Source organism: Massilia sp. YIM B02769 (genome assembly GCF_030411995.1).
Classification (GTDB): Bacteria; Pseudomonadota; Gammaproteobacteria; order Burkholderiales; family Burkholderiaceae_D; genus Telluria.
Window position 1 is genome coordinate 88,875 of record NZ_JASNRC010000006.1, and the last position, 22,796, is coordinate 111,670.

Genomic DNA, 22,796 nt, shown 5'->3' on the forward strand with positions numbered 1-22,796 from the left:
TGAATACGCTCTCTTACTTCCAGATGTTCCAGGACGTCTGCATGACGCCGGCAACCAGCACCAGCCAGACCAGCGTGATAGGGATGAATACTTTCCAGCCCAAGCGCATGATCTGGTCATAGCGGTAGCGCGGGAAGGTGCCGCGCACCCAGACCATGGCCGAGACCATCAGGAACATCTTCAGGAACAGCCAGAAGAAGCCGCCGAAGGCGCCGCCGAATTCCAGGAAGCCGAACGGTGCGCTCCAGCCGCCCAGGAACATGATCGAGGCCAGGGTGCCGATCAGGATCATGTTGGCGTATTCGGCCAGCATGAACATCGCGTAGGACATGCCCGAGTACTCCACCATGTGGCCGGCCACGATTTCCGATTCGCCTTCGACGACGTCGAACGGGTGGCGGTTACATTCGGCCAGGCCGGAAATGAAGTAGATGAAGAACAGCGGCAGCAGCGGCAGCCAGTTCCACGACAGGAAGTTCAGGCCGTGCGAAGCGGCCATGCCGACCTGCTGGCTCTGGACGATGTCGGTGAAGTTCAGCGAACCGGTCACCATCAGCACCACGACCATCACGAAGCCCATCGGGATTTCGTAGGAAATCATCTGGGCCGAGGCGCGCATCGCGCCCATGAAGGCGTACTTCGAGTTCGACGACCAGCCGGCGATGATGATGCCGTAGACTTCGATCGAGGTGATCGCCAGCAGCAGCAGCAAACCGGCATTCACGTTCGCCAGCGCCGCGTCCGGGCCGAAAGGCACGACCGCCCAGGCGGCCAGGGCCGGCATGATGGTCATGATCGGGCCCAGCACGAACAGCTTGGTGGTCGCCTTTGCAGGAATGACGATTTCCTTCAGCAGCAGCTTGACCGCGTCGGCGATCGGCTGCAGCAGGCCACCGGGACCCACGCGGTTCGGGCCGAGGCGGATCTGGATCCAGCCGATCAGCTTGCGTTCCCACAAGGTGGCGTAGGCAACCAGGCCCATCAGCGGCAGCAGGACGCACAGGATCTTGATCAGGGTCCAGAACAGCGGCCAGGCTTGGCCCAGCAGCGCATCGCCGCCGTTATAAAAACTATCGATAAAACCGGGCGTTGCCATTACTTGCCCTCCCCTGCTTTTTCTACGTTGATGGTGCCGAACATGGCGCCGAGGCTGGCGACGGCCGGGTGGGCAGCGGCAACGCGCACGACGTTCGCCGGCAGGCGGGCGTCGATGTCGGCGACCAGGATGGCGGAGCCATTGCCCTGGGTGACTTTCACGGTATCGCCGGCTTTCACGCCCAGCTGTTCAGCCAGTTGCGACGGCAGACGCACCAGCGGTGCATTCGCATCGGCCGTGCGCAGCAGCGGTTCCGAACGGCGCGCGATGGCGTCGGCGAAATAGATCGGCACGTCGGCGAGTCGCTGCAGCGAACCGCTCTCTTCCGAACGAGCAGCTGCCGACGGGGCCAGCTTGGCCACGTTGTTCAGCTTGTCGGAATGATCGGTCACGCCTTTGCCCAGCGCTTCGTCGCGGATCGCTTCGGCGGTCTCGTACTCGAAGCCTTGCAGGCCCAGCAGGTTACCGATCACGCGCAGCACTTTCCAGGCCGGACGGGTTTCACCCAGCGGCTTGACGGTGCCGTTGAAGCTCTGTGCGCGGCCTTCGCAGTTCACGAAGGTGCCGGCGGTCTCGCTGAACGGCGAGATCGGCAGCAGCACGTCGGCGTAGTCCATGCCGTGCTTGAACGGCGACATGGCAACGACCATCTCGGCGCCCTTCAGCGCGGCCAGGGCTTGCTGCGGGTTGGCCGCATCGAGTTCCGGTTCCGCGTTAAGCAGCACATAAGCTTTCTTCGGTACGCTGAACAAATCGGTGTTCGTGGTCGCGCCAACCAGGTGGCCGCCGACCGTGTTCGCCGCTTCGACGAAGTAGCCGAACTTGGCGCCGGTGGCGTCCGCGATCCACTGCGCGGCGGCGTGAATCTTCGAGGCTTCAGGATGGTGCAGGACCGAGTTACCCAGCAGCACAGCACCAGCGACGTCGGCGTCGATGGCAACCAGCGAAGCAGCGATGGCTTTGGCGGCGTCGCCCGCTTGCACGTTCTCGAAGCCGGCAGGCGCGGCGGTCTCTTTCGACGCGGCGATGGCCGAGACGATTTCGCTCAGTGCGGCCAGCCAGTCGGTCGGCGCGGCGATGATCTTGTTGGCGGTCGGGATCAGGTTGTCCTCGTCCGAACCGTGCAGGATAGCCAGCTTGGCGCCGCCCTTCACTGCCTGGCGCAGGCGGGTCGCGACCAGCGGGTGATCCTTGCGCAGGAAGGAGCCGATCACGAACGCGCGCTTCAGGTTCGACAGTTCGGCGATCGGCATGCCCAGCCAAGGCGTGACGGCGCCGTCCAGGGCGAAGTCGCTCTGGCGCAGGCGGAAGTCGATGGCGTTCACGCCGAAGCCGCGCATGGCCTTGTTCAGCAGGTACAGCTCTTCCACGGTCGAGTGGGCGGTGGCAACAGCGGCGATGCTGTCGGCGCCGTGCTCGTGGCGGATGTTACGGATGCCGTGGGCCACGTATTCGAGCGCGGTCTTCCAGTCGGTTTCGATCCACTGGCCGCCCTGCTTGATCATCGGGTTGATCAGGCGGTCGGCGTTGTCCAGGGCTTCGTACGAGAAGCGGTCCTTGTCGGACAGCCAGCATTCGTTGATGTTTTCGTTTTCCAGCGGCAGCACGCGCATCACCTTGCCGCCCTTGACCTGGACGATCAGGTTGGTGCCGAGCGAGTCGTGCGGCGACACCGACTTGCGGCGTTGCAGTTCCCACGGACGTGCCGAGTAGCGGAAAGGCTTCGAGGTCAGCGCGCCGACCGGGCACAGGTCGATCATGTTGCCCGAGACTTCGGAATCAACCGTCTTGCCGACGAAGGTCGTGATTTCCGAGTGCTCGCCGCGGCCCAGCATGCCGAACTCCATGACGCCGGCCACTTCCTGGCCGAAGCGCACGCAACGGGTGCACTGGATGCAGCGCGACATCTCTTCCATCGAGATCAGCGGGCCGGCTTCCTTCGGCGTGACGACGCGCTTTTCTTCGTTGTAGCGCGATTCGCCCTTGCCGTAGCCGACCGCCAAGTCCTGCAACTGGCATTCGCCGCCCTGGTCGCAGATCGGGCAATCCAGCGGGTGGTTAATCAGCAGGAATTCCATGACCGACTTCTGCGCGGCCACGGCCTTGTCGCTGTGCGAACGCACCACCATGCCCGGCGAAACCGGCGTGGCGCAAGCCGGCATCGGCTTCGGCGCTTTTTCCACTTCGACCAGGCACATGCGGCAGTTCGCTGCGATCGACAATTTCTTGTGATAGCAGAAGTGCGGAATGTAGGTCCCGAGTTTGTTTGCGGCGTCCATCACCATGGAACCTGGTGCGACTTCGACTTTTTTGCCGTCTAATTCAATTTCAACCATTTGATCGTTACCTGACCTGGCTTAAAGGTACTCGGGCACGCAGCATTGCTTGTGCTCGATGTGATGAATGAATTCCTCACGGAAGTTCTTGATCATGGCTTCCACCGGCATGGCTGCCGCTTCGCCCAGGGCGCAAATCGTGCGGCCCTTGATGTTGAACGCCACGTTGTTCAGGAGTTCGATGTCTTCCGGACGGCCTTGTCCGTTTTCGATACGGTGCACCATGCGGTACAGCCAGCCGGTGCCTTCGCGGCACGGCGTGCACTGGCCGCAGGACTCTTCGTAGTAGAAGTACGAGAGGCGCAGCAGCGACTTGACCATGCAGCGCGTCTCGTCCATGACGATCACGGCGCCCGAACCCAGCATCGAGCCGGCTTTCGCGATCGAGTCGTAGTCCATGTTGGTTTCCATCATGACTTCGCCGCGGATCACGGGAGCCGAGGAACCGCCTGGAATCACGGCCTTGATCTTCTTGCCGCCGCGCATACCGCCGGCCAGCTCGAGCAGGGTCGCGAACGGCGTGCCCAGCGGGATCTCGTAGTTGCCCGGACGCTCGACGTCGCCCGAGATCGAGAAGATCTTGGTGCCGCCGTTGTTCGGCTTGCCCATGCCCATGTAGGCTTCCGGACCGACGTTGAAGATGAACGGCACCGCAGCAAAAGTCTCGGTGTTGTTGATCGTGGTCGGCTTGCCGTACAGGCCGAACGAGGCCGGGAAAGGCGGCTTGAAGCGCGGCTGGCCCTTCTTGCCTTCCAGCGACTCCAGCAGTGCGGTTTCTTCGCCGCAGATGTAGGCACCGTAGCCGTGCGCGGCGTGCAGCTGGAAGCTGAACGCCGAACCCATGATGTTATCGCCCAGGAAGCCGGCGGCGCGCGCCTCTTCCAGCGCCTCTTCGAAGCGCAGGTATTCCTGGAAGATCTCGCCGTGGATATAGTTGTAGCCCACGGTAATGCCCATCGCGTAGGCGCCGATGGCCATGCCTTCGATCAGCGCATGCGGGTTGTAGCGGATGATGTCGCGGTCCTTGAACGTGCCCGGCTCGCCCTCGTCCGTATTGCAAACCAGGTATTTCTGGCCAGGGAACTGGCGCGGCATGAAGCTCCACTTCAGGCCGGTCGGGAAACCGGCGCCGCCGCGGCCGCGCAGGCCCGAGGCCTTCAGGTCGGCAATGACCTGTTCCTGGGTGATGCCGCCTTCGAGGATCTTGCGCAGGGCCGAGTAGCCGCCGCGCTTGACGTAGTCTTCCAGGTGCCAGTTCTCGCCGTTCAGATCCTTCAGGATCAGCGGGTTGATGTGACGGTCGTGCAGGCTGGTCATTGCTTCGCTTCCTTCAGTTCATCCACCAGGGCGTCGATCTTGTCGTTGCTCATGAACGAGCACATGCGGTGGTTATTCACCAGCATCACCGGCGCATCGCCGCAGGCGCCCATGCACTCGCCTTCCAGCAGGGTGAACTGGCCGTCGTCGGTGGTGCTGCGGAAATCCACGCCGAGCTTTTGCTTCAGGTGGTGCGCGGCGCGCTCGCCGCCCGACAGGGCGCACGGCAGGTTGGTGCACACGGTGATCTTGTGCTTGCCGACCGGGCGGGTGTTGTACATGTTGTAGAAGGTCGCCACTTCCTGCACGGCGATCGCCGGCATGCCGATGTAGTCGGCGATTTCCTGCATGGTTTCGGGCGACAGCCAGCCCAGTTCGACCTGGGCGTGCGCCAGCGCGGCCATCACGGCCGATTGACGCTGGTCGGCCGGGTACTTGCCCAGCTCGCGGTCGATTTTTTTATAGCACTGCTCGGATAACAACATAATCTCTTCTGCCTTTCGGACTTTTATCGGTCAATGGAGCCGAAAACGATGTCCTGGGTACCGATGATCGTGACGGCGTCGGCGATCATGTGGCCACGGGCCATCTCGTCCAGGCTCTGCAAGTGGGCATAGTCGGGGGTGCGGATCTTCAGGCGGTAAGGCTTGTTGGCGCCGTCGGATACGATGTAGATGCCGAACTCGCCCTTCGGGTGCTCGACCGCGGCATAGGCCTCGCCCGGCGGGACGTGGAAGCCTTCGGTGAACAGCTTGAAGTGGTGGATCAGCGATTCCATGTTCGACTTCATCTCTTCGCGCGCCGGCGGCACCACCTTGTGGTTGTCGACCATGACCGGACCCGGGTTCACGCGCAGCCAGGCGATGCACTGCTTGATGATGCGGTTGGCCTGGCGCATTTCTTCCACGCGCACCAGGTAGCGGTCGTAGGAGTCGCCGTTGGTGCCGACCGGGACGTCGAACTCGAGCTTGTCGTAGACGGCGTAGGGCTGGGTCTTGCGCAGGTCCCAGGCCACACCGGAGCCGCGCAGCATGGCGCCGGTGAAGCCCATTGCCTTGGCCGCTTCCGGCGACACGACGCCGATGCCGACCGTGCGCTGCTTCCAGATACGGTTATCGGTCAGCAGGGTCTCGTATTCGTCCACATAACCGTCGAAGCGCTTCGTAAAGGCTTCGATGAAGTCGAGCACCGAACCCTGGCGGTCTTCGTTCAGCTGGGCGATCGCCTTCTTCGAGCGGATGATCGACTCTTTATGCTGCGGCATGGTGTCCGGCAGGTCGCGGTAGACGCCACCCGGGCGGTAGTAGGCCGCGTGCATGCGCGCGCCCGACACCGCCTCGTAGACGTCGAACAGGTCTTCGCGGTCGCGGAAGGCGTACAGGAAGGGGCCCATGGCGCCGATGTCGAGCGCGTGCGCGCCGAGCCACATCAGGTGGTTCAGCAGGCGGGTGATTTCGTCGAACATCACGCGGATGTATTGCGCGCGGATCGGCGCTTCGATGCCCAGCAGCTTTTCCACTGCCAGTACGTAGCCGTGTTCGTTGCACATCATCGACACGTAGTCGAGGCGGTCCATGTAAGGCACGGACTGCAGGTAGGTGCGGGTTTCCGCCAGCTTCTCGGTGCCGCGGTGCAGCAGGCCGATGTGCGGGTCGGCGCGCTGGATCACTTCGCCGTCCAGCTCCAGCACCAGGCGCAGCACGCCGTGCGCTGCCGGGTGCTGCGGACCAAAGTTCAAGGTGTAGTTCTTAAGCTCAGCCATTATTTCATCCCGTAGGTTTCTTCGCGGATCACGCGCGGGATGTTCTCACGCGGCTCGATCGTCACGGGTTGGTAGATCACGCGCTTCTGCTCGGGGTCGTAGCGCATTTCGACGTAGCCCGAGATCGGGAAGTCCTTGCGGAACGGGTGGCCGATGAAGCCATAGTCGGTCAGGATGCGGCGCAGGTCGCCGTGACCGTCGAACAGGATGCCATACAGGTCGAACGCTTCGCGCTCGTACCAGTTGGCGGCACGCCAGATGCCGGTCACGGATTCGACCAGCGGCATCTCGTCGTCCGGGCAGAACACGCGCACGCGCACGCGCCAGTTATGCTCGATCGACAGCAGGTGGGAAGTGACCGCGTAGCGCAGGCCATCCCAGGTGCCTTCCCCATATTGGGAATAATCGACGCCGCACAGGTCGATCAGCTCTTCGAATTTCAGCGACGGATCGTCGCGCAGGGTCTGCATCGCGGCCAGGTAGTTGGCGGCCTTGACCACCACGGTCACTTCGCCGAGCGCAGCGGAAATGGCAGCGCCCTCGCCCAGTGCTTTTTCCAGGGCGAGTTGGAGGACTTCGAGTTTTGTCGTCATGGTGAATCCGGCTGGTTTAACGCGCGATGGTGTTGGTGCGCTTGATCTTGTTCTGCAGCTGCATGATGCCGTACAGCAGTGCTTCAGCCGTCGGAGGACAGCCCGGCACATACACGTCCACCGGCACGATACGATCGCAGCCGCGCACCACCGAGTACGAATAGTGGTAGTAGCCGCCGCCGTTGGCGCAGGAACCCATCGAGATCACCCAGCGCGGTTCGGCCATCTGGTCGTAGACCTTGCGCAGCGCCGGCGCCATCTTGTTGCACAGCGTGCCGGCCACGATCATCACGTCGGACTGACGCGGCGAGGGGCGGAACACGATGCCGAAACGGTCGAGGTCGTAGCGGGCGGCGCCCACGTGCATCATCTCGACCGCGCAGCAGGCCAGGCCGAACGTCATCGGGAACATCGATCCCGTGCGTGCCCAGTTGATCAGCTTATCGGCTGTGGTGGTAATGAAACCTTCGTTTAGAACGCCTTCATGAATAGCCATGGCTTATTCCCAATCAAGGGCACCTTTCTTCCAGATGTACCAGAAACCAACCACGAATTCGGCGATGAACACCATCATCGTGATGAAACCGGTCCAACCCAGCTCGCGCATCGAGACGCCCCATGGGAAGAAGAATGCCGTTTCCAGATCAAACAAAATAAACAGGATCGCCACCAGGTAGTAGCGAACGTCGAACTTCATGCGGGCATCTTCAAAGGCTTCGAAGCCGCATTCGTATGGGGAGAGTTTGGCCGCGTCGGGACGATTCGGTCCGAGCAGATAGCCGAGCACCTGGGGAGCAACGCCGACACCGACGCCAACCAGGATAAAGAGAAGAACGGGGAAGTAATTTTCGAGGTTCACGATGGAGCCTATTTGAACGATCGGTTAGTAAAACCACTGCATTGGATGCAGCGCCGTATCGCGCAATCCTGGCCTCGTGCCTGCCACCAGGACCGTACGACTGATCCTCGTAAAAAAGCCAGCTCAGGCTGGAGAGCGGTTGCTCATCGCCCTTGCTGGCTTTCTTTAATATCTTGGTGCCGACGGCGAGACTCGAACTCGCACAGCTTGCGCCACTACCCCCTCAAGATAGCGTGTCTACCAATTTCACCACGTCGGCTGGAGACCAGTATTATACCCTGCCTTAACACCTTCTTTCAATGCACAAATTGAGGTGTCTCAAGGAAAAGTAAGCTTTTTCTCAAACTTTCTATAGGATCAAGCCGATGCGCGATCCTAGCAGCTTGGAGAAACCGATGGCGCGCCTATCGAACGCCATCGCGCATACTGGGGAACTGCTGTAAAACATTTCTGTAGGGTGGAAGGCTTCGCCTTCCACGCGTTCAACGAACGCTCGCGCCCTACATGCGCCTGACGGCTGCCACCCTGTCGGGCGCGCCGCCGCATGAATCTATAATTACTGCTGGGACGCCGGAGCAGCCGGCGCCGGGGTTGCCGGCGCGGTCGTTGCCGGAACCGCTGGCGCGGTGGTTGTCGGTGCGGCCGGCACGCCGGCGGTCGGCGCCGGGGCTTCAGCCGGGGTGGCATTGGTGGCCGGCACGTTCGCGCCAGGCGCCGCAGGCACGCCGTTGGTCTGGGTATTCGCGCGCTCCATCACGCCGCCGCTCGTCGAAGCGACACGGTTGTTGCCCATCGAGGCCAGGCCCAGGGTCGACGCGAAGAAGATCGCAGCGGCAACGGCGGTCGACTTCGACAGGAAGTTCGACGAACCGCTGGCGCCGAACAGGCTGCCCGAGGCGCCCGAACCGAAAGCGGCACCCATGTCGGCGCCCTTACCGTGCTGCAGCAGCACCAGGCCGATGATGACCAGCGCAGAAATCACCTGCACGACAACTACGAGATTGAACAACACGTTCATTACAGTTCCATTCCAAGTTTATTAACTACGTTGCAAATTCTATTCGGGCGCCGGCTTCAGGCCGCGGCGCCGATGATCGCCAGGAAGTCGGCCGCCTTCAGGGCCGCGCCGCCGATCAGGCCGCCGTCGATGTCTTCCTGCGCCATCAACTCGACCGCATTGTCCGGCTTCATGCTGCCGCCGTACAGGATGGCGACGCATTCCGCCGCTTCGCTGTTGCATTCACGCAATTGCGCGCGCAATTGGGCGTGGACTTCCTGCGCCATTTCCGGGGTGGCCGTCTTCCCGGTACCGATGGCCCATACGGGTTCGTAGGCGACCACGATACGCGCCACGCTGTCGGCGTCAAGGACTTCCAGCACGGCCGACAATTGTTCGGCAACTACAACATTTGTTTGACCGGCTTCGCGCTGGGCAAGCGTTTCGCCCACGCAGACGATCGGGGTGATGCCGGCGTTCAGCGCCGCCAGCGCCTTCTGCGCCACCACCTCGTTCGTCTCGCCATGGTAGGCGCGGCGCTCCGAGTGGCCGACGATGGCGTACTGGCAGCCGAAATCGACCAGCATCGAGGCTGCGACTTCGCCGGTGTAGGCGCCGCTGACATGCTGCGATACATCCTGGGCGCCCCAGGCCAGCGGGCTGCCGGTGAGCGTGTCGACGCATTGCTGCAGATAGGGAGCGGGGACACAGACGGCGCACGTGGCCTGTGCATTGTCCAGGCTAGCGACAATACCGGCCAGCAGCGACGCATTCGCCGCGCGGCTGCCGTTCATCTTCCAGTTACCTACGACGAGTTTGGGACGCATATTACCCCACAGTCAAATAACCCGCTATTCTAGCCGCCGTTCAGGGGGTGGTCAAACAATGGCTGAGCGAGAGTGTTAAAAACGTGGCAATGGAATTTTGTTCGTGGGTTGCGTTGTTCGTTGAACGCTTGGACGGGAAACCCGTCCACCCTACTGACTTTCGTTGAACGCTAGCTTTCGTTGAACGCGTGGGCACGGGGCGCCCACCCTACATATGCAGCGGCTATGGGCTTCGAATACGTAGGGTGGGCGCCCCGTGCCCACGCGTTTCACGCTTCGATCAACCGCACCGCCCGACTCAAACCACCTGCAACACGATCTTCCCAACGTGCGTGCTCGACTCCATGAGCGCATGCGCCTCGGCTGCCTGCTCCAGTGGGAAGGTCTTGTAGATCACCGGCTTGATCTTCCCCGCCGCAAACAACGGCCATACCTGCTCGCGCAGCTGCTGCGCAATCGCGCCCTTGAACGCCACCGGCCGCGGCCGCAGCGTCGAACCGCTGATCGACAGCCTGCGGCGCAACACCTGCCCCAGGTCGACGTTCGCCTTCGCCCCACCCAGCAGCGCGATCAGCGCGATCCGTCCATCGTCGGCCAGGCAATCGATCTCGCGCGCCACGTAGTCGCCCGCCACCATGTCGAGCACCACATCCACGCCCTTCCCGTCCGTCAACGACTTGACGACCTCGACGAAATCCTCGCTCCGATAATTGATCCCGCGTTCGGCGCCAAGTTCCTCGCAGGCGCGGCATTTGTCGTCGCTGCCGGCGGTGGCGAACACGCGGTGCCCCATTGCAGTCGCCAGCTGGATCGCCGTCACGCCGATGCCCGAGGTGCCGCCCTGCACCAGCAGGGTCTCGCCTTCCTTCAGGCCGGCACGGTCGAAGACGTTGGTCCAGACCGTGAAGAAGGTTTCCGGCAGCGACGCCGCCTCGACCGCGCTCAAGCCCTCCGGCAGCGGCAGGCATTGCGCCAGCGGCGCCGCGCAGTACTCGGCATAGCCGCCGCCCTGCACCAGTGCGCAGACCATGTCGCCCTTCTGGAAGCCGCTGTTGCTGAGCTCATCGAGGTCGCCATCGACGATCTCGCCCGCCACTTCCAGGCCCGGCAAATCGGAGGCGCCGGGCGGCACCGGGTAGTGGCCCATGCGCTGCAGGACGTCGGGACGGTTGATGCCGGCCGCGTGCACGCGGATCAGGACCTCGCCCGCTTTCAGCTCCGGCTGCGGCCGCTCACACAGTTGCAATACCTCAGGTTTGCCCGGTTGGGTGATTTCGATTGCGCGCATTCCCGCCTCCATTAAGAAAACGGCAATTGTACGCCAGCCCTTGCGCACGCGTTGGCGACCCAAAGTGTTGCTCGCAGGCGAATGTATTTCTTATTTGCGTGCTCAAGCGCAAACAAATTCTTCAATGCATGAGCTTTTGACGGAACTTTTAAGCTGGCACAACGAACTCGTCCGTAGGCATCTTGTCCGACCCCATGCGCGCCGCATAGATTGGAAACCCGAGCTCAGCCAGACGGGCCGTTTCCACTAATCAAAAGGAGCACGATCATGCAAGTGATGCCGACTGCCCTGTTCAATCTGATGCGCCGCAAACAGCCGGCGCTTCCCCGCCCCATTCCAACGCGGCGTTCGCGTGTCGGCCTTGTGCTGGCCGGCGCCGCCCTCGCCGCCATCCTGGCCCTGCCCGGGGCAGGCGCCAACGCCCAGGGCTGGAACAACGAGCGCTGGACCGGCACCTGGGGCACCGCCCCGGCCGGCCCGCCGGCGCCCGCCAGCCTGCAAACCTTCACCGACCAGACCCTGCGCCTGATCGTCCACACCAGCATCGGCGGCAACCGTGTGCGCATCCGCGTCTCGAACGAGTTCGGCGCCGTACCGCTGCGCATCGGCGCCGCCCGGATCGGCGTGCGCGCCAGCGGCTCCGACGTCGCGCCCGGCACCGACCGCGTGCTCACCTTCAGCGGCCGCTCCTCCATCGTGGTCCCGCCCGGCGCGCCGGTGCTGTCCGACCCGGTCGAGCTGAACGTGCCGGCCCTCGCCGACCTCGCTGTCAGCCTGTACCTGCCCGGCACGGTGGACGCAACGACCATCCACAACACCGGCCTGCAGACCAACTACGTCTCGCTGCCGGGCGACTTCACGGCTTCCGCCACCCTGCCGGTGCAGCGCACGATCACGGCCTGGCCCTTCCTCACCGAAGTCGACGTCGACAGCGTCGGCCCGAGCATCGTGACCCTGGGCGACTCGATCACCGACGGCACCCGCAGCACAGTCGACACCAACAACCGCTGGCCCGACTGGCTGGCACGGCGCCTGCAGACCGTGCGCGACCCGGTGCTGGGTATCAATGGGCGCCTGGGCGTGGTGAACCGCGGCATCAGCGGCAACCGCCTGCTGGGCGATTCGCCGAACACCCTGGCCGGGAGCAGCATCCAGGAGCGTTTCGACCGCGACGTGCTGGCCACCGCCGGCGTGCGCTACATGACCCTGCTCATCGGCATCAACGACATCGGCAACAGCTCGGCCACCAATCCGGTGACAGCGGACGACCTGATCGCCGGCTACCGCCAGGTGGTCGCGCGCGCGCATGCGAAAGGCATCGCCATCTTCGGCGCCACGCTCACGCCCTTCGAAGGCGCGGGCTATTACTCGCCCGAGAAGGAGGTCGTGCGCCAGGCGGTGAACAACTGGATCCGCTCCAGCGACGAGTTCGACGGCGTGATCGACTTCGACCAGGCCACGCGCGACCCGGCACATCCGACGCGCTTCCTGGCGGCCTACGACAGCGGGGATCACCTGCATCCGAACGACCTCGGGTACCAGGCGATGGGGAATGCGGTGTCGTTGACCTTGTTCCGGTCGCTGGGGGTGGCGGCCAAGCCGGCAACAGGACTGGAGAAATAGGTGGCAGACGCCGGCCGGATTCCGTTCAGGACCGGCTTTCCGGCTTGGTGTTCCCTGCCCCGCCATCGGTCTCCGGCACCAGCCTGGCCTGGCGCCAGGCCCCCTCGGCGTAGTCGCAAAAGGCCTTGAATTCTTGTTCCGAATCAAAGGCGCGGCGTGGCACAGGATAGGCAGCACAATAGGTAACCTGGACGACCAAGCAACGGGGTAATGCAACAACCCTGGGAATGCCTGTCCACCGGTAGCTGGAATCGTTGACGTCGGTTATCTCCCGAAATTCGGTGGGCGACAGGCTGATGTCATGCCGGCCGAGTATTCCCTTGTTCTCAAGGGGAGACATAAGCACGTAGATGGCGTTGATGGCCAGTGCGACGAGCATGCCCGCGGCTGCGCCAAGCAAGGCGACGAAAGCGGCGATGCCAATGCTGCCCATTGAGAACGACTCCGCTTTCGCTAGTGTCATGATGAAAAAGAAGATCCACATAGCCAGCATGAAATACAGGTTGGCGCGCAGCCTGAACAGCAGTTGCCATTGAAGTGCAATCAGGTCGAAGCGGGTGAGATGCACAGTGATCTTCAAGTGTGGCCTCGTCTTTCGATGGAATGGTGTCGATGCGGTTGGAGAAGGAGGCTCAGCTTACCAGTTGTAGACTTGGGGACAATGCGCGGATTATCACGCCCGGCAGGATAGGAGGCTGGAGTGATGGGGTAGGTAGCGCCTGCATCGTCGCGCAATCGCAAGATAGGCTACGATGCCGCACGATTTGCACGCGAAACCACACGACCAGGGCACGAAATCCCGCGATTTCATGACGCAAACACACGATCACTCCACGAATTTGGACGATACGACGTGTGAATCTCTAACTGACAGTACCGCCATCGCCATGATCGCTTGAAAGCGTAGGTAAATCGGAGACGTTTCGCAGTCTTATCGTGTGAATGCGTGTTCTTTGTACGCGTTTTGGATTCCTTACCGTGCCATATCGTTCCTTAACGTGTGAAAGCGAGCGAATCATGGCTTCCCCCTGCTTCTGCGATGCCAGTACCGACACCGCTGAAGTTGCACCAGCAACTGATGCTTGCGTTGATCCAATCTGGATTCACGCAAGAAATCTGGGAATCGGCGCCGCTGCGATCCCACGCCAGGTAATACAGATCAATGACGATCCATTGTCGTATTAGACCTTCAACCACACGAGCGGCGGTGTTAGTTTAAAGTCGCCATTGCCCGTTCGCAGCTCATCAAACTGCGTGCTGCTTTCGTTCAGCAAGCTCATTTAGAACAAATTGTTATTCACAGAGCCTGCTTGAGAACAGTTCTCACCTCCCGTCGAGTCACTGCACCGTTCTTGGGCTACTGGAATATTTTCTACTGTAGTCGAGGTCGGAAGCGCAGCGGTCGACTTCTGCTCTTCGCTCGCACTCTTTGTTCCAACGGCACCTAAAGCGTCCGTGGATTCCGTCGCATCCTGAGCCCGCTGCGCCGTATCCTGAGCTGCTGGCAATGTCGAGTCGGTGGGCGAGGTCACATGCGGAACCGAGGTATCCTGCTCCGATGGCTTTGTCTCACTCTTGTTATTCCCGAAGAAAATAACGCCAGCGATAACGAGGATAATCAGACCAAACAAGCCACCGCCACTTACGGTCTCAACTTCCTTGCTTCCGCAACTAGGGCATTTTAGCGAACGACTTCTTCCTCTTGGGTACCAAGTGTCGCCACAAGACTTACATCGGTTTTTCGGATTCTTTGTGCCTGCCATCTCTGCGCTCCACTCGATAGGAATCTTTAGATTAGCAGTTGACGAGACGAAAAAATGCTCACATTGTCACAAAGGCCACATCATCGGATAAAACCTGTTTCGATGTACTGTAAGGACACAGCTAATCTCGGCTACCCGCCTTTTGCGAGAACGTCGAATAAGAACGTCGCCAATGAGAGACAGCTAGGAAACGAACGCCGCAAAGGTATTCACGCCCTGGCGTAAGTGATCACGAGTACTTCTTTGCTTTCATGAGACGTAATGTGCCGCAGAGCCACCCCATCTGGATACTGTCGGATGAGCCGCCAGATGCCTGGCAAACCGGAAGACTTCATCGATCATGCATTAACATGCAAGTCCTGTAGACAAACCGGTCATCAGGAACTTCGCAACAATCAGACGCGGCAAGCGCGGCCAATCGACTGCGTCATCCCATGCGCGGCAGTAGGATCGTCAAGCCACCCTCGGCAATGATGACCATTCGACCTGCACTAGCGATCGCACCCGGCACCCCGGCGCCTGGAGTAAGATGAACGTATTGCACTTCGAATCGCCCCAGGTGAGTGGCGACCATCACCCACCACCCGTCTTCGACTGCGCCGGCAAACTCGTCCCCACCTTCCAGGTCCGCGATAGCGCCTGCGCCTCCTCGATCTGCTCCTGCGTCATCCCCTTGGCCATGGCGGTGCGCTGGTTCGCCGCGTTCTGGTTGCCGCTCGCCGCCGCGAGATTCATCAGCATGTAGGCGATCACCGGATCGCCCGGCACGCCGGCCACGTGGTAGCGGTACATCAGCCCGAGCGCATGCTGGGCTTCCGCATGCCCCTGCTCGGCGGCCTTGCGGAACCAGGTGACGGCATGCTTCTGGTCCTGCGGCACGGCATTGCCGGTGTAGTACATGGCGCCGACCACGTACTGGGCGTCGGCCTTGCCCTGCTGGGCCGCCTTCAGGTGCCAGCCGAAGGCGGTCTTGTAGTCGCGCGCGACGCCGCGGCCCATGTAGTACATCAGGCCCAGCAAATGCTGGGCATCGGGATTGCCGGCGCGCGCCAGCGGAGCGATCTCCTTCATCGCCACCGCGTAGTTGCGCGCATTGTAGGCACTCGCCCCCTCGGGAAAGCCCGCCTGCGCCGCCCCGTGCAGGCCGAGCGCAAGCAGGATCGCTACGGTAAATTTTTTCATTGTCTCGTGCGTGGAACCGGTCTCTTCGCCAACTTCGTTGTCCTCGCGACGGCCAGCCGTCGCCGCTGCCGTCCTGCCATCCTGCCAGTCACCGCCAGCTGACCTTGCCCAGCCCGTCGACGCTCACCTTGCGATTGAGCGGCTTGCCGTAGACTGTGACCGAGCCCAGGCCCGACAGGTTCAGGTTCGCGCTGCCGTTCACGGTGACCGTGGCATTGCCCAGGCCCGACAAGTCCAGCGACACGTTCTCGAGCGCGAACTGGCGCGCGTCCAGGCCGCCCAGGCCGCTCAGCTCGGCCTTCAGCGACTTGGCCTGCCCTGCCAGCGTGACGTGGCCGGCGCCGTGCAGGTCGAGCTCGATGCGTTCGCTCTGGGTGCCGGCCAGCTTCATGCTGCCGACGCCGCCCAGGCTGGCGCGAATGAAGCGGTAGTTGACGTTGACGTTCATGGCGCCGGCGCCGTCCAGCGCGAGTTCCAGTTCGTCGCCCGTGAAGCCGCTGATCTCGGTGCTGCCCAGGCCTTCGGAGCTGACTTCGCGCAGGCGCGGCAGCACCAGTTCGGCGCGCACCGGGTCCTGCACCAGGCGCAGTCCGCGCACGCCGCCGCCGCCGATGTTGATGGTGTCGCCGCTTTGCTGCACCGTCAGCCGCGCCAGCCAGCGCGGGTCGCCGCTCAGGACCAGCATGCCCGCGCTGCCCTGGCGGATGCGCAGGTCGACCGCGCCGTCGAGCTGGACGCGCACCACGCGGGTGTCGACGCTGCGCGTTTCCGACGCCGTCTCGGGCGCGGCGCTGGCCAGGCGCACCAGCGCCAGCAGGCCAAAGGCCGTCAGGCCGACTTTCAACAACTTGTGCATGCACATCTCCGTATTCGATTCGTGTTTTCGGCAGCGCGGCCCGTCAATACGGGCCTCACGTTACCAGCAAGCCTCGCCCACTTCCAGCAAAACTTTTCAGCCTGACAATCTGGCGGGACTGACAATGTATGCACTATAGCCCGGCTTCCCTCGGCGCTCTCCCGGAATGCGACAGACTGCGCGATATGCGGACAGAACGCAGAAAACGGCAGGTTTTTCCGCTGACATACATATGCAATAAATTACTTTTTGGCATGACGCTGCGTTAATATAAATTGTTCCGCACGTCCGTCGTGCGGTTGTTTTGTTTTTGTTTCAGTCATCCTTTGAGGTCATCAATGCGCATGCGCCAAATTCCCGTCCTGCTGGCCGGGCTCGGCTTGTCGGTGTCCGCCTTCGCGGCCAACAGCGACAAGTGGGACCTGCCGGTCCATGTGAAAAAACTCGACAACGGCATGACCGTGGTCGTCTCCGAAGACCACAGCTCGCCGACCGTCGGCGTCTCGGTCGTGTACCACGTCGGCATGCGCCTGGAGCCGAAGAACCGCACCGGTTTCGCCCACCTGTTCGAACACCTGATGTTCCAGGGCACGCCCAACGCCCCGAAAGGCGTGTTCGACAAGACCATCACCGGCGGCGGCGGCCGCAACAACGGCTCGACCCGTCCCGACTTCACCAACTACATCGAGACCGCGCCGGTGTCCTCGCTCGAGCCCATCCTGTGGCTGGAAGCGGACCGCATGAAGACCCTCGACTTCAACGAAAAGACGCTGAAGAACCAGCAGGACGTGGTCAAGGAAGAGATCCGCGTGAACGTGAAGAACCAGCCTTACGGCGGCTTCATGTGGATCGACATCAGCCAGCACGCCTTCCAGAAATGGGAGAACAACCACGACGGCTACGGCAGCTTCCAGGACCTGGAAGGCGCCAGCCTCGACGACGTGCGCGCCTTCCACCGCGACTACTACGGCCCGAACAACGCCGTGCTGGCGATCTCCGGCGACGTGACGCCGGCCCAGGGCTTCGCGCTGGCGCAGAAATACTTCGGCAGCATCGCCGCGCGTCCGACGCCGAAGAGCGGCGACTTCACCGAGCCGATGAATGTGGTCGAGAAGCGCGTCGAGCAGACCGACGCCCTGGCCCAGGTGCCGGCAATCGCCGCCGCCTGGAAGATCCCGGAACGCGGCAGCCGCGACCAGGCGCCGATGGCGGTGCTGGCCGAACTGCTGGCCGGCGGCGACGCCTCGCGCCTGTACCAGGGCCTGGTGAAGGGCCGCGAAATCGCGCTGAACGTCGATTCGCTGTTCGGCCTGGTCGACCCGTGGACCTACGACGGCCCGACCCTGCTGACCGTGTTCGCGCTCTACAAGCCGACCAGCAATGCCGATGCGGTACTCGCCGCCATCGACGAGGAAGTGGCGAAGATCGCGAAAGACGGCGCCGACGAAGCGACCCTGAAACGCGTCAAGACCCGCATGCTGGCCGACTGGAACAACTCGCTCGAGTCCTTCATCAACCGCGCCGACACCCTGGCCAAGCTGCAGACCCTGTGGGGCGACGCGAACGTCGTCAACAAGATCCCCGGCTGGATCGAAGGCGTGACCTCCGACGACCTGAAACGCGTTGCCGCCACCTACCTGGTGAAGAACAACCGCACCGTCATTGACCGCAAGCCCGTCGCGAAAGCCGCGGCGCCTGCACCAGCTCCAGCGCCTGCCCCGGCAGCTGGCGCCACGAAATAAGGAGCGCATCGATGAAAAAACTGATGCTGACACTGGCCGTCACGATGGCCTTTACCCCGCTGGCCTTTGCCGCGGACGCCCCGGCTGCGGCGAAGTCGACCCCGATGCCGGCCTACGGCAAGGACAAGCCGATCCCGACGCCGAAGATCGTCAAGAAAACGCTCGCCAACGGCATGACCGTCTGGGTCGTGCCGCGCGACGGCCTGCCGCGCGTCGACTTCGTGCTCGCCGTGCGCGGCGCCGGCTATGCCGCCGACGACAAGGCCCACCCGGGATTCGCCAGCCTGCTGGCCGGCATGCTCAACGAAGGCACGGCCAAGCGCGACTCGCGCGCCATCGCCGAAGCGGCCCAAGGCCTGGGCGGCTCGGTGGCAGCCAGCCCGGCCAACGACGGTATCCTGGTCTCGGCGAACGCCCTCACCTCGCAAGCGGCCGACATGATGTCGCTGCTGGCCGAAGTGACCCGCGTGCCCTCCTTCCCGGCCAAGGAAGTCGACCTGGCCAAGGCGAACGCCCTGCAAGCCCTGCGCGTGTCGGAAACCACGCCGCGCTTCCGCGCCGAGCGCGCCATCAACGAGGCGATCTACGGCAACCACCCGTATGGCCACACCGAGCCGACCGCCGAGGCCATCACCTCGGTGACCCAGGACATGCTGCGCGCCGAACATGCGAAGCGCTTCCGTCCGGACCGCGCGCTGCTGGTGATCACCGGCCGCGTCAGCGAAGCCGAGGCCATGAAGATGGCGCAGGCCGCGTTCGGCGACTGGAAGGCGCAAGGCCCGGCCCTGGCCGAGGCCGCACCGGCCCCGGCCAACGCCAAGCCGGCGCGCATCCTGCTGCAGCGCGGCGGCAGCGTGCAGTCGACCATCCGTGTCGGCGCGCCCGGCATCGCCGCCAGCGCGGCCGACCAGGTGCCGCTGCGCCTGGCCAGCACCATCCTCGGCGGCGGCTTCTCGAGCCGCGTGAACATCAACCTGCGCGAGGAAAAGGGTTATACCTACGGCGCCTCGGCCGGCGCGCGCATGAGCCGCGCGGGCGGCGCCATCATCGGCGGCGCCGACGTGCGCAACGAAGTCACCGGTGCGGCCCTGCTTGAGTACTTCAACGAGTACAAGCGCATCGGCACCGACCTGGTACCGGCCGCCGAAATGACGATGAACAAGCGTTATGTCGCCGGCGGCTACTTGATCAGCAACCAGCTGCAGCGCGCCGTGGCCGGCACCCTGGCCCAGAACTGGCTGGTCGGCCTGCCGCCGGAATTCCTCGGCCAGTACGTGCCGCTGATCGAAAAAGTCACCCCGGCCCAGGTGCGCGACGTGTCGAAGAAATACTTCGCGCCGGAGAAGCAGGCGATCGTGGTGGTGGGCGATCCGGCGGCGGTGGGCGAACAGCTGAAGCAATTCGGCGAGTTCACCGTGACCGACCGATAAGGACAGGTTTGTCCGTTTCGAACGCCCGCCTCGTGCGGGCGTTCTTATTGTGGGGTGTGATCGGCGTAGGGTGGGTTCTCGAACCCACCATTCCGCCATATGCACACCACCAAATAATCGATGCCGAATGGTGGGTTCAAGAACCCACCCTACTCCTTCGCCGCCCACTCCCTCACCTTCTTGCGCAACAGCTTCTCCTTGCGCTCCAGCTGGCGCTGGTCGTGCTGCATCGTGCGCCACAGCGACCACACCATCAGCACGATCACCAGCGCGAACGGCAGCGCGAACACGATGGTCGCGGTCTGCACTCCTTTCAGCCCGCCAGCCAGCAGCATGCTGATCGCGATCCCCGCCACCAGCACGCCCCACACGATCTTCACGCGCGGCGCCGGGTTCGGATTGCCGCCCGAGCTCATCATGCCGAGCACCAGCACCGCCGAGTCGCCCGAGGTCACAAAAAATACCAGCACCAGCACGGTCGCCACCACCGACATCACGGTGCCGAAGGGCAGCGCGTCGAACAGGGTGAACAGCGCGGTCGAGGCATCGAGCTTCACCGCTTCGCTCAGGGGCACGTGCTGCCAGATCTCCATGAACAGCGCGGTGCCGCCGAAAATCGAGAACCACACGAAGCCGGCCAGCGACGGCGCCAGCACGGTGCCGATGATGAATTCGCGGATGGTGCGCCCGCGCGACACGCGCGCGATGAACAGCCCGACGAACGGCGACCACGCGATCCACCAGGCCCAGTAGAAGACGGTCCAGGCGCCGACCCAGTTACTGTCGCGGAAAGGCGTAGCGCGCAGGCTCATGCGCACCAGTTCGCTCAGGTAGCTGCCGAGCGTGGTGCCGAAGGTGTCGACGATGGCCACCGTCGGGCCGACCAGGAACACGGCCAGCGCCAGCAGCGCCGCCAGTCCCATGTTGAAGTTCGACAGGTACTTGATACCGCGGTCGACGCCGCTCACGGCCGAGGTCACGAACAGCACGGTGGTGACGACGATGATCGCCACCTGCGACAGCGGCGTGGCCGCGATGCCGAACACCGCCGACAGGCCGCTGTTGATCTGCAGCGCACCCATGCCGAGCGAGGCAGCCACGCCGAAGGCGGTGGCCACCGTGGCCAGCCCGTTGAAGGCGCCGGCGAAACGGCGCAGCGGCGCCCAGGGCAGCGCGCGGATCGATTCGCTGATCAGCGCGGCGCGGCCGTGGCGGTACTGGAAATAGGCGATCGCCAGCGCCACGATGCTGTACACCGCCCACGGGTGCAGGCCCCAGTGGAAGAAGGCGTAGCGCATCGCCGCCCCCGCCGCCTCGGGCGTGGCGGCCGTCAGGCCCGGCGGCGCCGTCGTGAAGTGCGAGATCGGCTCGGCCACGCCCCAGAACACCAGGCCGATGCCCATGCCGGCGGCGAACAGCATCGAGAACCAGGTGGCGTTCGAGAACTCGGGCTCCTCGTCGTCGTCGCCCAGCTTCAGGTTGCCGTAGCGGCTGAAGGCAAGGAAGCCAGCGAACAGCACCAGGCCGAGCACCAGCCACAGGTAGAACCAGCCGAAATTGCGCGTGATGGAGGCCAGCAGCAGGTCGAACAAGGCCGCCATGCTGGCCGGGGACAGGATACCCCAGAGGACGATGAGGAAGATGAAACCGGTTGTGAGGATTAACTGCATGCAGGGTATTTGGCAGCGAAGCCTTGACAGAAGATCATCACATCCTACGCGTTTTGTGTGTCACTGTCAGTTGCGGCGCTTCAGGCGTGCGCCCCCTGCGGCGCGCTCGCCTGCCCTCTCGCGGTCGTCAATGGCGCAGCGAAATGCCCGGTTTGCGCCGCAGCGCGCTCAGCACCTCGCGCACCGGCAGGTGCCAGTTCAGCTCCGTGTTGGTGTGGTGCCAGGCGTTGCGCGGCCGGTACTCGACGCTGATGTCGATATTCGAATTCATCGCCCCGAACCAGTCGACGTCGCCCATCACGTCGATGATGTTGCGGTAGCGCGGCGGCATGGCGATGGCCGCCGAGATCGTGACGATGGCCAGGTCGCCGAGTGCGTCGTCCTGGTGCTCGTCGCGCAGCGCGTACAGCGCTTCCGAGATCACCAGGTTGCCTTTCGAGTGCCCGGTCAGCAGGCCGAAGTGGAAACGGCGGTCGGTCAGCAGCTGGCACAGGGTGCGCGTGTCGAGGCTGGCGCGCGCCGGGCTCATCGGCTCGGACGGCCAGCTGATCTCGAACTTGTTGCCGCGCGCCAGATCGTCGATCTGCTCGACCATGTGGCGCATGCGGTTCAGCGTGCCGAACCAGAACCAGCCGCCCGCCGCCTCGGTCAGCATGTCGGCCAGGCCGTAGCCCGACACCAGCGCCGCCACCGGCTCGCCAAAGGCATCGGCCACGTTGCGCGCAAAGGCCGCCGTGCCGAGCGCCGAACTGCCGACCCCGGCCACCGCCAGGATGCGCGTGTGGATGCCGCCATTCCTGGCGAAGTCCTCGATGTCGGGACAGATGCGCAGCATGCCGTCGCCGGACGGCGGCACGATCAGCAGCGCGCCTTCGCGCGCCAGCCAGGGCGCCACCGAGGCCGCCTCGGCGGGCGTCACCACGCCGATATCGTAGAAGATCGCATCGAGCACGGCGTTGCGCCGCCGGTAGCCCTCGAGTGCCGCCTCGCGCAGCGGCGCCTTCGCCTGCACCACTTCGGCCGCGGTATTGCGTTTCAACTGGACGGACGCCAGCACCAGCGGCGTGCTGTTCCTGTTTGGCTGTGCCATGACCGACCTCCCATCGGGCATGCGGACCGCACGCGATGCGCGGCCCTACCCGCGTAAGAGAGCATGTGCGGCGCAAAGTTCACCGTTGGGGCGGCATGTGCGGCCTGCCGGTTTGCGTAAACCTACAGTATCGACCGTACGGTGGGCACTCTGTGCCCACGCGGAACGACGCGTCACGTTGGCTTCGTTGGAGCCGCGGTGCCTTCATCGAGACACAGTGTTTCGAGGCAGACCAGAACATTCAAACATAGCCAACGATATGCATCGTTCCGCGTGGGCACGGGGTGCCCACCGTACGGTCACGGCCGCAGGCCGGAGACGATTCAATCACGGCCGCAGGCCGGAGACGATTCAATCACGGCCGC

General features: G+C 63.4%; 19 protein-coding genes and 1 tRNA gene. 3 read left to right on the plus strand and 17 right to left on the minus strand.

Annotated features, from left to right (window positions below):
* Positions 1–13: 13 nt before the first annotated feature.
* The 12 genes from nuoH to QPK31_RS11145 all read right to left on the minus strand — a co-directional run bounded on the left by nuoH (position 14) and on the right by QPK31_RS11145 (position 11,075).
* Entirely contained in the window at positions 14–1,096 is a 1,083-nt protein-coding gene (nuoH, locus tag QPK31_RS11090; RefSeq protein ID WP_290423002.1) for an NADH-quinone oxidoreductase subunit NuoH, read from the minus strand.
* Positions 1,096–3,432 carry an NADH-quinone oxidoreductase subunit NuoG gene (nuoG, locus tag QPK31_RS11095; protein WP_290423003.1) on the minus strand — a complete coding sequence of 779 codons (2,337 nt, stop codon included), beginning with the start codon at positions 3,430–3,432 and terminating at the stop codon, positions 1,096–1,098. The genes nuoH and nuoG overlap by 1 nt, the downstream gene beginning before the upstream one ends.
* Positions 3,433–3,453: 21 nt before the next feature.
* Positions 3,454–4,749 carry an NADH-quinone oxidoreductase subunit NuoF gene (gene nuoF / locus QPK31_RS11100; RefSeq protein ID WP_290423004.1) on the minus strand — a complete coding sequence of 432 codons (1,296 nt, stop codon included), beginning with the start codon at positions 4,747–4,749 and terminating at the stop codon, positions 3,454–3,456.
* Positions 4,746–5,234 carry an NADH-quinone oxidoreductase subunit NuoE gene (gene nuoE, locus QPK31_RS11105; RefSeq protein WP_290423005.1) on the minus strand — a complete coding sequence of 163 codons (489 nt, stop codon included), beginning with the start codon at positions 5,232–5,234 and terminating at the stop codon, positions 4,746–4,748. The genes nuoF and nuoE overlap by 4 nt, the downstream gene beginning before the upstream one ends.
* Before the next feature lie 23 nt (positions 5,235–5,257).
* Positions 5,258–6,511: an NADH-quinone oxidoreductase subunit D gene (locus QPK31_RS11110; protein WP_290423006.1), complete on the minus strand. Its 1,254-nt coding sequence runs from the start codon at positions 6,509–6,511 to the stop codon at positions 5,258–5,260.
* The gene (locus QPK31_RS11115; protein ID WP_290423007.1) at positions 6,511–7,104 is read right to left on the minus strand and encodes an NADH-quinone oxidoreductase subunit C; all 594 of its coding nucleotides are present in this window, start codon (positions 7,102–7,104) and stop codon (positions 6,511–6,513) included. Before QPK31_RS11115 ends, QPK31_RS11110 begins: the two co-directional genes overlap by 1 nt.
* A 16-nt stretch (positions 7,105–7,120) precedes the next feature.
* The gene (locus QPK31_RS11120) at positions 7,121–7,600 is read right to left on the minus strand and encodes an NADH-quinone oxidoreductase subunit B family protein (protein ID WP_056333529.1); all 480 of its coding nucleotides are present in this window, start codon (positions 7,598–7,600) and stop codon (positions 7,121–7,123) included.
* Positions 7,601–7,603: 3 nt separating this feature from the next.
* Positions 7,604–7,963: an NADH-quinone oxidoreductase subunit A gene (locus QPK31_RS11125; protein WP_229438591.1), complete on the minus strand. Its 360-nt coding sequence runs from the start codon at positions 7,961–7,963 to the stop codon at positions 7,604–7,606.
* A gap of 174 nt (positions 7,964–8,137) precedes the next feature.
* Positions 8,138–8,222: transfer RNA gene (locus tag QPK31_RS11130), tRNA-Leu, on the minus strand.
* 297 nt (positions 8,223–8,519) lie between these two features.
* Positions 8,520–8,981: a preprotein translocase subunit SecG gene (secG, locus tag QPK31_RS11135; protein ID WP_290423008.1), complete on the minus strand. Its 462-nt coding sequence runs from the start codon at positions 8,979–8,981 to the stop codon at positions 8,520–8,522.
* 56 nt (positions 8,982–9,037) lie between these two features.
* On the minus strand, positions 9,038–9,787 hold the full coding sequence (gene tpiA / locus QPK31_RS11140) for a triose-phosphate isomerase (protein ID WP_290423009.1): 750 nt from the start codon (positions 9,785–9,787) through the stop codon (positions 9,038–9,040).
* A gap of 298 nt (positions 9,788–10,085) precedes the next feature.
* Positions 10,086–11,075, minus strand: coding sequence for an NAD(P)H-quinone oxidoreductase (locus QPK31_RS11145; protein ID WP_290423010.1), 990 nt, complete (start codon positions 11,073–11,075; stop codon positions 10,086–10,088).
* 267 nt (positions 11,076–11,342) lie between these two features.
* Here QPK31_RS11145 and QPK31_RS11150 point away from each other — a divergent pair, with 267 nt between their 5' ends.
* A complete protein-coding gene (locus QPK31_RS11150) occupies positions 11,343–12,698 on the plus strand; it encodes an SGNH/GDSL hydrolase family protein (RefSeq protein WP_290423011.1) in 1,356 nt (451 codons plus the stop codon).
* Between the two features lie 25 nt (positions 12,699–12,723).
* Here the strand turns inward: QPK31_RS11150 and QPK31_RS11155 are convergent, their stop codons facing one another.
* The 3 genes from QPK31_RS11155 to QPK31_RS11165 form a co-directional block, all read right to left on the minus strand.
* The gene (locus tag QPK31_RS11155; RefSeq protein WP_290423012.1) at positions 12,724–13,278 is read right to left on the minus strand and encodes a YcxB family protein; all 555 of its coding nucleotides are present in this window, start codon (positions 13,276–13,278) and stop codon (positions 12,724–12,726) included.
* Between the two features lie 1,756 nt (positions 13,279–15,034).
* Positions 15,035–15,643, minus strand: a complete 609-nt coding sequence (locus tag QPK31_RS11160) for a tetratricopeptide repeat protein (protein ID WP_290423013.1) — start codon at positions 15,641–15,643, stop codon at positions 15,035–15,037.
* 88 nt (positions 15,644–15,731) lie between these two features.
* On the minus strand, positions 15,732–16,499 hold the full coding sequence (locus tag QPK31_RS11165) for a GIN domain-containing protein (protein WP_290423014.1): 768 nt from the start codon (positions 16,497–16,499) through the stop codon (positions 15,732–15,734).
* 344 nt (positions 16,500–16,843) lie between these two features.
* On the opposite strand from QPK31_RS11165, the gene QPK31_RS11170 reads away from it, so the two are divergent.
* Positions 16,844–18,241, plus strand: coding sequence for a pitrilysin family protein (locus tag QPK31_RS11170; RefSeq protein WP_290423015.1), 1,398 nt, complete (start codon positions 16,844–16,846; stop codon positions 18,239–18,241).
* 11 nt (positions 18,242–18,252) lie between these two features.
* Positions 18,253–19,671, plus strand: coding sequence for a pitrilysin family protein (locus QPK31_RS11175; RefSeq protein WP_290423016.1), 1,419 nt, complete (start codon positions 18,253–18,255; stop codon positions 19,669–19,671).
* Positions 19,672–19,820: 149 nt separating this feature from the next.
* Here the strand turns inward: QPK31_RS11175 and QPK31_RS11180 are convergent, their stop codons facing one another.
* Together QPK31_RS11180 and QPK31_RS11185 are read right to left on the minus strand one after the other, a co-directional pair.
* Positions 19,821–21,341, minus strand: a complete 1,521-nt coding sequence (locus QPK31_RS11180; protein ID WP_290423017.1) for a BCCT family transporter — start codon at positions 21,339–21,341, stop codon at positions 19,821–19,823.
* Between the two features lie 127 nt (positions 21,342–21,468).
* The gene (locus tag QPK31_RS11185) at positions 21,469–22,431 is read right to left on the minus strand and encodes a hypothetical protein (RefSeq protein WP_290423018.1); all 963 of its coding nucleotides are present in this window, start codon (positions 22,429–22,431) and stop codon (positions 21,469–21,471) included.
* Between the last annotated feature and the right edge of the window lie 365 nt (positions 22,432–22,796).